The organism is Pseudomonas fuscovaginae SE-1 (genome assembly GCF_000364705.1).
In the GTDB taxonomy this organism is placed as follows: domain Bacteria; phylum Pseudomonadota; class Gammaproteobacteria; order Pseudomonadales; family Pseudomonadaceae; genus Aquipseudomonas; species Aquipseudomonas fuscovaginae_A.
In genome coordinates, this window is sequence record NZ_AQOH01000034.1 from 1 (window position 1) to 10,316 (window position 10,316).

At 58.8% G+C, this 10,316-nt stretch carries 8 protein-coding genes; 3 read left to right on the top strand and 5 right to left on the bottom strand.

Annotated elements, in window-relative coordinates; genetic code table 11:
- Nucleotides 1-101: 101 nt before the first annotated feature.
- The 5 genes from K675_RS0104375 to K675_RS0104395 form a co-directional block, all read right to left on the bottom strand.
- On the bottom strand, nt 102-827 hold the full coding sequence (locus K675_RS0104375) for a transporter substrate-binding domain-containing protein (protein ID WP_017902292.1): 726 nt from the start codon (nt 825-827) through the stop codon (nt 102-104).
- A gap of 51 nt (nt 828-878) precedes the next feature.
- The gene (locus K675_RS0104380) at nt 879-1,061 is read right to left on the bottom strand and encodes an OprD family outer membrane porin (RefSeq protein ID WP_017902293.1); all 183 of its coding nucleotides are present in this window, start codon (nt 1,059-1,061) and stop codon (nt 879-881) included.
- Between the two features lie 73 nt (nt 1,062-1,134).
- Nucleotides 1,135-2,355 carry a lactonase family protein gene (locus K675_RS0104385; protein WP_232434393.1) on the bottom strand — a complete coding sequence of 407 codons (1,221 nt, stop codon included), beginning with the start codon at nt 2,353-2,355 and terminating at the stop codon, nt 1,135-1,137.
- 71 nt (nt 2,356-2,426) lie between these two features.
- A complete protein-coding gene (gene prpF / locus K675_RS0104390; protein WP_017902295.1) occupies nt 2,427-3,575 on the bottom strand; it encodes a 2-methylaconitate cis-trans isomerase PrpF in 1,149 nt (382 codons plus the stop codon).
- Nucleotides 3,575-6,202 (bottom strand): aconitate hydratase, encoded by a 2,628-nt coding sequence (locus tag K675_RS0104395; protein ID WP_026144918.1) that lies wholly within the window; start codon nt 6,200-6,202, stop codon nt 3,575-3,577. The genes prpF and K675_RS0104395 overlap by 1 nt, the downstream gene beginning before the upstream one ends.
- Nucleotides 6,203-6,506: 304 nt before the next feature.
- On the opposite strand from K675_RS0104395, the gene K675_RS0104400 reads away from it, so the two are divergent.
- The 3 genes from K675_RS0104400 to K675_RS0104410 all read left to right on the top strand — a co-directional run bounded on the left by K675_RS0104400 (nt 6,507) and on the right by K675_RS0104410 (nt 10,216).
- Nucleotides 6,507-7,826: a CitMHS family transporter gene (locus K675_RS0104400; protein ID WP_026144919.1), complete on the top strand. Its 1,320-nt coding sequence runs from the start codon at nt 6,507-6,509 to the stop codon at nt 7,824-7,826.
- 88 nt (nt 7,827-7,914) lie between these two features.
- Entirely contained in the window at nt 7,915-9,222 is a 1,308-nt protein-coding gene (locus tag K675_RS0104405) for an MFS transporter (protein WP_017902298.1), read from the top strand.
- Between the two features lie 67 nt (nt 9,223-9,289).
- A complete protein-coding gene (locus K675_RS0104410) occupies nt 9,290-10,216 on the top strand; it encodes a GntR family transcriptional regulator (protein ID WP_017902299.1) in 927 nt (308 codons plus the stop codon).
- Nucleotides 10,217-10,316 lie beyond the last annotated feature (100 nt).

Sequence of the window (10,316 nt, forward strand, 5' to 3'; positions counted from 1 at the left end):
CCTTCGGTTGGTTCAGTTACACCACTTCTAGGGACACGATCACAGAGCGGGACCCGCGATAGTCCCTCAGATTATATGAGGCCTTGTCTCTAGTATCGACCTCAACGAGGTGCGCTGACGTCGGTTTGGCCGCTGGCAAGTAATGCCCCCCGGACAAAGCCCTCGGCCAATCGTCGTTCGACGAAGTCCCGAACATATGCTGCTCCAGCATCACGGCCGTGAGGAACTGCGACCGCTTGGCGGATGGCGGTGAAGGCTCCCTGTATTACCCGATAATTCGGATGCTTGGCCGCGACTCGCTCCAGCGGTTGTCTTACGCCGGCGGCAGCATCCAGATGTTGATCAATGAAGAAGTCTATAGCGCCTGCCGAGGTGTCAGCTCTGATCAGCTCGGCATGTTGCAGTGTGCGCGACAGGTACAGGTCGTAAGCGGCGCCGTTGCCTACCGCAAGTCGAAGTCCAGGTTGATCCAGGTCCTCGATTTTGGAGTAGGGGGCGTCGGCTTCAACCAGATAGGTCCCCTCGATCAGAACATAGGGCTCACTGAAGCTGATCTGAGCGGCGCGGACAGGCTCGATAGCCAGGAAGGCCAGTGTCCACGCATTTTCCTCGAGTGCAGCGAATACTTTGCCGGCTGCGTCGTATGTGCACAGCTCAAGACCTACGCCCAGCTCATCGGCCAGCGACTTGGCCAAAGCCACAGACACTCCATGCGGCTCTCCGTCAGCGCCTGGCTGAGCCAGCACGGGATTACCGAAGTTGATCGCGGCACGCATAATGCCATTGGGCGCCAGGTCGTTGAGGACCTGCTGGGTGATAGGGCTCATGCCTTCTCCAGGGTTAGAAAATGGGGCGTTTGTAGGACGCGATCAGGCGGTCTAAAGCATCGATCGATGCTTCGACTGGCCAGCACCGTCACGCAAATCGCGGTTGATGTAAACGTTCGTCGTTTGCAAGGTGACCTTGCTGTCGTCGATAAAGCCATCCCCATAGGCCGTAGCTGCGGCTAGGCAAGGAGTCACGGCAAGAAGCTCGCAACCCATCTTGTTTTTGTTATGCATGTGCTACTCCATCAATTGGAATGTGGGGTATAGGCGTGTCTCCCGGCACGCCAGGATCAGGAAACAGTGAGGTTCAGACGGTGCGGAAAACCAGGCAGACCGGGCTGCCGGTCTCGATCTGATGTTCCAGCAAGGCCAGTTCGCCTTTCGGGCTAATGGAGAAGGTCTTGATGTTGTCACTGTCTTCGTTAGCGACGAACAGGAAACGTCCGTTAGGGGAGGCCGTCATGAAGCGGGGCTTCTTGCCTTGGCTAGGTACGTTGCCGATCGGGTTGATCTTGCCGGTGGGCTGATCCACCGAAAAAATGGTCACGCTGTCATGCCCGCGATTGGAGGAGAACAAATGTACTCCGTCCGGTGCCATGACCAGTGCTGCTGCACGGCTGTCCCCTACAAAGTCCTGAGGGAGGGCCGAAACCACCTGGAATGGAACCAGGGAGCCGTCGTTCTGGTTGTAGCGGTAGCTGGTGATTGTGCTGTCCAGCTCGTTTACCACGTAGGCAAAAGAACCGGTGGGAGAGAACGCAACATGCCGGGGGCCAGCACCTTCGCGTGCCTTGATTTCATGAGCCAGTTCAGGCTTCAGCGCAGTCCCTTGCTGTTTCAAATCGAACACGAAGACTTTATCTAGCCCTTTGTCCGGCACCACCAGGTAACGTCCCGATGGGTCGCGTGGGATCATGTGCGGGTGGGAGCTGGTCTGTTCGATCTTATGCGGGCCAGGGTTGCCCGGAAGGTCGTATTTGCTGATGACCGGTTGCAGGCGGCCGTCTGTATCGAACGGCAGAATGACAATGCTGCCGGTGGCATAGTTGGCCACCGCGAGGAATTTGTTGCTCTTGTCCACGGTAAGGTGGACGGGGTTGTTCCCTTCGCAACTGACCGAGCTCACGTGGGTGAGCGTTCCGTTGCCTGGTTCGATCTGGAATGAGCTGACAATGGACTGGTCACCATGCACGCAGAACAGCAAGCGCTGGGTTTGGTCGAGACATAAGAAGGAGGGGTTGTTCAGATCGCCGACGGTTTGAACAAGTTCGCAGCGACCTGTCTGTGGATCATGGCGATAAACCGTGATGCCTGCGCCGCGTGCGTTTCGCTCGCGAGTGGTTCTGGAACCCACATAGACCATTTGAGTTTTGTTCGAGTTGGCAGGCTGCATAGGGTTCTTCTCAGGTCCTGATTTGGCATCTGCCGCTCCCGCGCCGAGGCCCAGAAAGGTTGCCGCAGCGACGATGGAAGTTGAAGAGAGCAGCGTGCGTCGAGTAATGACGGGTGAGCGCGGTGTTGGGCGCATAGCAAAATCTCATCGTTGTTTTTGTTGTGATGAGTACCGCCGACCTTCGCCGGTCGGCGGTAGCGGATCAATCAGTACTTCGAAGGTGCGAGAACCCAGCCTTCCATCAGGCGGCGTGCACTGCGGCTCATGACGGCCTTGTCCACGATCCAGTTGCCATCGACTTGAGTGGTCTGCGCGCCAACGGCGACGGTACCGGCGGTGTGGCCCATGTTGACTTGGCGTTCGTCGATGTCGCCGACGATCCGGTTGACCAGTGTGCCTTCCAGGGCGGCTGCCACGGCAACGGCTACAGCGCCAGTGCCGGTAATCGCGTGATGCAATTTGCCCATGGAGAGGATGCGAGCGATCACATCGATCTCGGCGGCGTCGACCGTCTTGCCACCGGCAGCGGCGTAGGTTTGCGGTGGAGCCACCAGGCACAGCTTCGGTGTATGAGGGCGAAGGCGCGTTGCTTCCTCGGCGGTAGCCGCCAGGCCCATGGCCACGGTGCAGTGTGCACGAATGGTTTCCAGGGACTGCAGCAGCTCGGCGTTGCCGTTGACCTGATCCTGGGTCTCGGTCCCGGTCAGGCCAACGCGCTGGGCGTCGACGAAGATCGTCGGGTTGCCGGCGTTGAGCAGCGTTGCCGGCAAGCCCGGGAAACCAGGAATATCCAGCTCATCCACGACATTGCCGGTTGGCAGAATGCTGCCGCCCGAACCGCCGGGCTGAAGGAATTCCACGACGATTTCGGCCGCGGGGAAGGCGACGCCATCGAGCACGAAATCACCTTCTTCAACGACCTCGCCGTCCTTCATCGGGACATGGGCGATGATGCGTTTCTGAATATTGGCCTGCCAGATGCGGATGGTGGCGATGCCGTCACGAGGTGCATCGACGAGCCCTTGGCGAATGGCGAAAGGACCGACGGCTGCACTCAGATTGCCGCAGTTACCGGACCAGTCGACCACTGGATTTTCGATGGCCGGGGCACCGAACAGGTAGTCGACATCGCAGTCGGTGCGTCCCGACTTGCCGATAATGACGACCTTGCTGGAGCTGGAGGTGGCGGCACCCATGCCGTCGATCTGTTTGCCGTATGGGTCCGGGCTGCCAATGACCCTCAGCATCAGCGCATCGCGCTCGGGACCGGCGGCAGGGACGTCCTGCTCAAGGAAAAAGACGCCTTTGCTGGTACCGCCGCGCATGAAGACGGCAGGGATTCGAACTTGGGTCATTACACGGCTCCTTCCAGTTGTTTCGCTTGTGCAACCTTGTCCATGCTCTCGACCAGCAGTTGCGGCAGCAGGCCGCCGCGGCGGAAGTAGCGCACGTCTTCGTGCGTATCAAGCCGGCTGGTGACGCTCACGTTTTCAATACTGCCGTCTTCGCGCTCGATGACGAGTTGCAGCGTGTCACCCGGAGCGAAAGCGTCATTGATACCTTCCACCGAGAATTTCTCGTGCCCCGTCAGGCCGAGGGTTTTGCGGGTCACGCCTTCCGGGAACTGCAGCGGGAGAATGCCCAGGCCGGCCAGGTTGGTGCGGTGGATGCGCTCGAAGCTCTCGGCAACGACCACGCGCACGCCCAGAAGGCGAGGGCCTTTGGCCGCCCAGTCACGCGACGAACCGCTGCCGTACTCTTTACCTGCCACGACGATCAGCGGCTGCTTACGCTTGGCATAGGCTTGTGCGGCTTCGAATACGGTGCTCACGCGATTCTCTGGCAGCAGCAGGGTCCAGGGGCCTTCGCGGCCGTCGGCCATCAGTTCGTTTTTCAGGCGTGGGCTGGCGAAGGTGGCGCGTTGTGCAGCTTCGTGGTTGCCGCGACGAGTGCCGTAGGAGTTGAAGTCATCAACAGCGATGCCGTGGCCCTTCAGGTACGAACCGGCGTCGCTGTCCGAGAGGATGGCGCCCGACGGCGAGATGTGGTCGGTCGTGATGTTGTCCGACAGCATCACCAGCACGCGCATGCCTTTCAGGTCGCGCTGAGGGTCAGTCGCCGTCAGTTCGTCGCTCCAGTACGGCGGTTTGCGGATGTAGGTGCTGCTTTGATCCCATGCGTACTGATCGGTAACGCCGGCGCGAAGGTCCGAGGCGATGACGCCAGCCTCGCGAGGTACCGAGCTGTAGGCCTTGTCGAACAGGTCGGCGGACAGTGCTTTCTTATCGATCTCGTCCAACTCTTGATCCGAAGGCCACAGTTCGCTCAGGTAAACCGGCTTGCCTTCAGCGTCGGTACCGAGCGCATCCACCTGCGGGTCTACGCGATAGGTACCTGCGATGGCGTACGCCACGATCAGGGGAGGGGACATGATGAAGACTTCGCGAGCCAGCGGGTGCACGCGGCCCTCGAAGTTGCGGTTGCCGGAGGTGGCGGCAACGGTTTCCAGCTTGCGGGCACGGATTTCGTCTTCGATCTTTTTGCTCAGCAGTGGGCCGGACATGCCATTGCATGTGGTGCAGCCGTAGCCCACGACATTGAATCCGAAGTTGTCGAGATCGACATTGAGGCCGGCGCGATCCAGGTAGTCGGCGACCACCTTGGAGCCCGGTGCGAAAGAGGTCTTGACCCATGGGGCGCGATGCAGGCCGCGCTTGAGGGCGTTGCGAGCGACCAGGGCCGCGGCGATCACGCCGCGCGGGTTCGAGGTGTTGGTGCAACTGGTGATGGCGGCGATGACGATCGAGCCATTGTCCAGACCTGTGGGGATGTCCTTCGCTGCTTCACCTTTACCCAGCAGGATGCGCTGGTGCGGTTGTTTCGGGCCGGCAATCGCGCGGCCAACGCCGCTCAGGTCGAGCGTGACAACGCGGTCGTACTCGACGGTTTCCAGGCTGTCATGCCACAGGCCTTGGTGCTTGGCATAAGCCTCGGTCAGCTCGGCAATTTCACCGCCGCGGCCGCTCAGTCGCAGGTAGTGCAGGGTGCGGTCGTCGATCGCGAACATGGCTGCGGTCGCGCCGAATTCGGGCGCCATGTTGGACAGGGTGCCGCGGTCTGCCAGGGAGAGGGCTGCCACGCCTGGGCCATGAAACTCCAGCACGCTGCCGATTACACCGGCTTTGCGAAGGCTTTCGGTCAAGGCGAGCGCGATGTCGGTAGCGATATAGCCGGGTGGCGGCACGCCTTCGAGTCGGACACCGACAATCTCTGGAACCCGCATCATCAGTGCTTTGCCCAGCATTGCCGCTTCGGCCTCGATACCACCCACACCCCAGCCCAGCACACCAATGCCGTTGATCATGGTGGTGTGGCTGTCAGTGCCGACTAGCGTATCAGGGAAAGCCCAGAGGTCACCTTCGACCTCGCGAGTACCGATGACGGTGGTCAGGCGCTCCAGGTTGATCTGGTGAAGGATGCCGTTGCCGGAAGGCACGATCGACAGATTGTTGAAGGCCTTGTTGCACCAGTCGAGGAATGCGAAGCGCTCAGCATTGCGCTCGCGCTCGATCGCTTCGTTATCGGCCAGGGCACTGGCATCGCCCCAGCGCTCTACGTTCAGCGAGTGGTCCACCACGAGGTGAGTAGGGGTCACCGGGTTGACCTGGCGTGGATCACCGCCTGCTTTCGCAACAGCGTCACGCAGGCCGGCCAGGTCGACCAGGGCCGGGGTGCCGAGCAGGTCTTGAAGAACCACGCGGGCGGGGCGGAACGGGATGTCGCTGTTTTTAGATCGAGTGCAAATAACTTTCAGCGCCTCGGTCGGCTCTGCTTCGGTGCGCAGTACGTTCTCAGCGAGGATCCGGAGGCTCATGGGCAGGCGGGAGAAGTCGCCTCCTACCGATTTTACGGCTTCCGATACATTGCAGACGCGGTAATCGCGACCGTTTACGGCCAGGGTTTGGCCAATGTGCTTGCTCATGCCGGGGACCTCACAGGCGTGTTTTTTGTGAGGCGATATTGAACTTTGTCTAAACTTGAGTCAATTTGTCTCCAGCAGAAATGCATCTCTCATGCGCCGAGTGGTCGTTTCTAGGCCTGAATAGAAGCCATTCGTATCTCTGCCAGCCACAAGCCAGATAGTCCCGAACAAAGATAAAAACGAGGAAAATCAAGATGAAATGCAATCAGACCTGCCGTAAATCCGTCCGGCATCAGCCCGCTTCTTCCTCTTCGTACCGCTAAAGCTTGTTTTGCGGCGCTAAAACAATAAGGAGAGCGACATGCTGCTGACCGTACTCGGTTTTTCGATGGTCACCTGTTTCATGTACCTGATCATGACCAAGCGGCTTACCGCGCTGGTTGCCCTGATCTTGGTGCCCATCGTGTTTGCCTTGCTGGGTGGCTTCTATGCCGGCCTGGGCGCAATGATGCTCGATGGCATCAAAACCTTGGCGCCTACCGGCGTCATGCTGACTTTTTCGATTCTTTACTTCGGCATCATGATCGACGCGGGTCTGTTCGATTCACTGGTGCGCTGCATTCTGAAGATCGTAAAAGGCGATCCCCTCAAGGTGCTGGTCGGGACCACTATCCTGACGATGCTGGTGTCGCTCGACGGCGATAGCTCCACCACCTACATGATCGTGATTGCCGCATTCCTTCCGCTGTATCAGCGTTTGGGAATGAGCGTTCTCGGGTTGACCTGTGTGGTCAACATTGCCAACGGCATCATGAATATCTCCCCATGGGGCGGCCCGACCGCACGCGCCGCAGCTGCGCTGCATGTCGATGCGATGGACATATTCCTGCCCATGGTGCCGTCGATGTTGCTGGGCTGCGGGTGCTTGCTGCTCATTGCGATCATGCTGGGACGGCGTGAGCGTGCACGGCTGGGGGTGATTGCAGTGGACGATTTCCACAACGGTGCAATCGCCTTGGGTAATGGTTCGCATGAAGAATGCGATCGTAACCGTCGCCCGCGCATGTTCCTGCCAAACCTCCTGCTCACCGCCACGATGATTGGCCTTTTGGTGATGGGCGCGGTACCGATTCAGGTGCTGTTCATGGTCGGCTTCGCCATTGCGGTGATGCTTAACTACCCACATCTGGAGCAGCAGAAAGAGCGGATCTGCGCCCACGCCGGTAACGTTCTTGCCGTGACGTCGGTGATTTTCGCCGCAGGCATCTTCACCGGCATTCTTTCCGGTACAGGGATGGTCGATGCGATGGCGAAGGGAATGCTGGCTGTTATTCCGGATGCCTTCGGACCTTATCTGGCGGTATTTACCGCACTGGTCAGCATCCCGTTCACCTTCTTCATGTCCAACGATGCCTTCTACTTCGGCATCCTGCCGGTGCTTGCCCAGACTGCAGCTACCTACGGCATCACGCCTTTGGAAATCGCTCGGGCTTCGGTGGTCGGGCAGCCGGTCCACTTGCTCAGCCCACTGGTGCCCTCGCTCTACCTGCTGGTGGCATTGGCCAAAGTCGACCTGGGTGACCACCAGCGCTTTGCCTTGAAGTGGGCGCTCTTGGTGAGCATGGCCATGTTGGTAGGTGGCGTGATGTTCGGAGCGTTCCCGCTCTATCACACAGCTTCGTGAGTCGATGGTCGACCGTCGGCTCTGTCGATGGTCGGCTGCCGGTGCTTGTAGCCGGCGCAGCCGCGCCTAGAAAAATAAAGGTGTAACCATGCCGTACCGTAGAGCCTGGATTGCTGTATTTCTGTTCTCTCTGGCGATGATCAATTACATGGACCGTATAGCCCTGTCCATCGCTGCCAAACCAATAGCCGAGGAATTCAATCTCAGTGCAGTCGGCATGGGATACCTCTTTTCCTCATTTATCTGGAGTTACGCACTCTTCCTGATTCCTGTTGGTCTGCTGATCGATCGCTATGGTGCAAAGCGCATCGGTGGTATTGGCATTCTTGTCTGGTCGGCTGCTACGGCGCTGACCGGTGCGGCGATGAGTTTCGCTTCGCTCCTGGCTGCGCGTCTTGTCATGGGGGCGGGTGAATCGGTCAGCAATCCCGTGGGTGCCAAGGTGATCCGGGAGTGGATCCCGAGTCAGGAGCGCGGCACTATCACTGCTGTTTTCAACAGCGGCTCCTACGCCGGTCCAGCGATTTGCTCGATCGTTCTTGCGATGCTGGTAGCCAGTGTCGGATGGCGCTGGTCCTTCGTGATTGCTGGTGGTGTCGGCTTCGTCTGGCTGTTGGCCTGGTACCTGTTCTACGGCAAGCCCGAAGAGGTGAAGTGGCTCCGCGACCAAGAGCGTAAAACCATCCTGGGTTCGCGATCCGGTGGTGGCAAAGCCGGTGGTGCGGCAGTGGCGGCTTACGGTCTGAAACGGTTGTTGAAAACCCCGACCCTTTGGGGGCTTGCGCTGACACAGGGTTGCAACGTGTACACCCAATATCTCTTCCTGACGTGGTTGCCAAGCTACCTCCAGCAGGAGCGCCACCTGACCCTCGAGAAAAGTGGTCTGGTGACTGCGATTCCTTATGCTGCAGCAGTCGTTCTCTGCATCGCCCTTGGCAAGCTCAGCGACTGGTATCTGACTCGTGGCGGTGGTGCCAGCTCGGGTAAGCGCCGCAACGTGATTGCATTCGCTATGGTTGTTGCCAGCTGCATCCTGTTGGTGCCGTTTGCTGGCGGCACAGTGACGTTGGTGCTGATTTCCTCCCTCACGTTGGCAGGCATTGCTTCCACCACTTCATTGAATTTCTCTCTGCTCAATGATCTGTTGCCAAGCGCAGGCGATGTGGGTAGGGCGATGGCGTTCGTCGTAGTGGGCGGCAACCTGTTCGGTATGGCCGCTCCAATTGTCACGGGCTACGTGATCCAGGCAACCGGCTCGTACAACTGGGCCTTCATGATTGCGGGTATCTTGCTGGTGGCTGGAGCGGTTATTGCACTGACTATGACTCGTAAGCCAATGGTTCCCCCGGCAGTTGAGAGTGAGCCCCATTTGGAAATGAGCCCGCAAAAGGCATAATGTAGACGCTGTGGGGCTCGCTTCACTGAGGGAGCCCCGCAATCTCATGCCTTAATTCGGAAAAGATATGAATCTGACGCCACTTCAAGCCCGCGTAGCTCGCGATATCGTTGCCTATGTTCGCCAAGAACAACTGGCTGCGGGGCATCACGTCTCGGAACTGGGGCTGGCCAAGGCTTTGAAGACGTCACGGACTCCTATCAAGATCGCTCTGAACTACCTCGCTGAGCGAGGCATGCTGAACCAGGATCGCAATCGCGGCTTTTTCTTGGCGAAACCATATGATGATCTGGCCGAAATTGCCCAGGATTTGTCGGTCTCCATCGATGACCCGATCTATCAGCAGATCGCGGTGATGCGACTCAATGGGCAGATTCCCGAGCAGTTCGCAGAGACGGACCTGATGCGTTTATTCAACATTTCACGCTACATGCTCCGTGGTGTGTTGATGCGTATTCAGCAAGAAGGTTGGATCGAGCAGCGTGCAGGTCAGGGATGGCAGTTTCTGCCGATGATTGACTCGGTCGAAGCCTATGAAGAGAGCTATTCCTTCCGAGCGATCATAGAGCCGGCAGGCCTACTTGCCCCTACGTTCATGGCCGATACGGAAGCATTGGCTCGCTGTAAGAAGCAGCAGCAATTCATTGCAGATGGCGGATACCTGACCATGACGCCTCAGGAGCTGTTTGAATCGAATGCTCAGTTCCACGAGACGCTTGCCAGTTTTTCTGGCAACAGATTTCACGTACAGACAGTTCGCCGACTTGACCAGCTTCGCCGTTTGGTGGAGTACCGGCAGGCCAGCAAGCGTTCGCCACGCCGTGAGCAGGCAGTCGAGCACCTCGCGATTCTTGCCTGTCTTGAGCGAGGTGATCGCCTTGCGGCGGCTGACCATATGCGCAAGCACCTGGAGCAAGCTCGTCGTCATAAAGTCGCAGCGGAGCTGTTCGAGGCAGTTGAACTGCCAGTTGAGGCTGCTTTTGAGTCGGCCTGAGCCGGCACTCTGAACCGCTTGCTCAGTGCCGCTTTCTTTGCGCTTAAAAGCATGCAACGGATCGTGTCCCAGGACGTGGTGTAACTCATCATGGCTCTGG

What these genes read in the sequence shown, in the direction of transcription:
- K675_RS0104375 (WP_017902292.1), bottom strand. Translation starts at nt 827, where the DNA reads ATGAGCCCTATCACCCAGCAGGTCCTCAACGACCTGGCGCCCAATGGC.
- K675_RS0104380 (WP_017902293.1), bottom strand. Translation starts at nt 1,061, where the DNA reads ATGCATAACAAAAACAAGATGGGTTGCGAGCTTCTTGCCGTGACTCCT.
- K675_RS0104385 (WP_232434393.1), bottom strand. Translation starts at nt 2,355, where the DNA reads ATGCGCCCAACACCGCGCTCACCCGTCATTACTCGACGCACGCTGCTC.
- prpF (WP_017902295.1), bottom strand. Translation starts at nt 3,575, where the DNA reads ATGACCCAAGTTCGAATCCCTGCCGTCTTCATGCGCGGCGGTACCAGC.
- K675_RS0104395 (WP_026144918.1), bottom strand. Translation starts at nt 6,202, where the DNA reads ATGAGCAAGCACATTGGCCAAACCCTGGCCGTAAACGGTCGCGATTAC.
- K675_RS0104405 (WP_017902298.1), top strand. Translation starts at nt 7,915, where the DNA reads ATGCCGTACCGTAGAGCCTGGATTGCTGTATTTCTGTTCTCTCTGGCG.
- K675_RS0104410 (WP_017902299.1), top strand. Translation starts at nt 9,290, where the DNA reads ATGAATCTGACGCCACTTCAAGCCCGCGTAGCTCGCGATATCGTTGCC.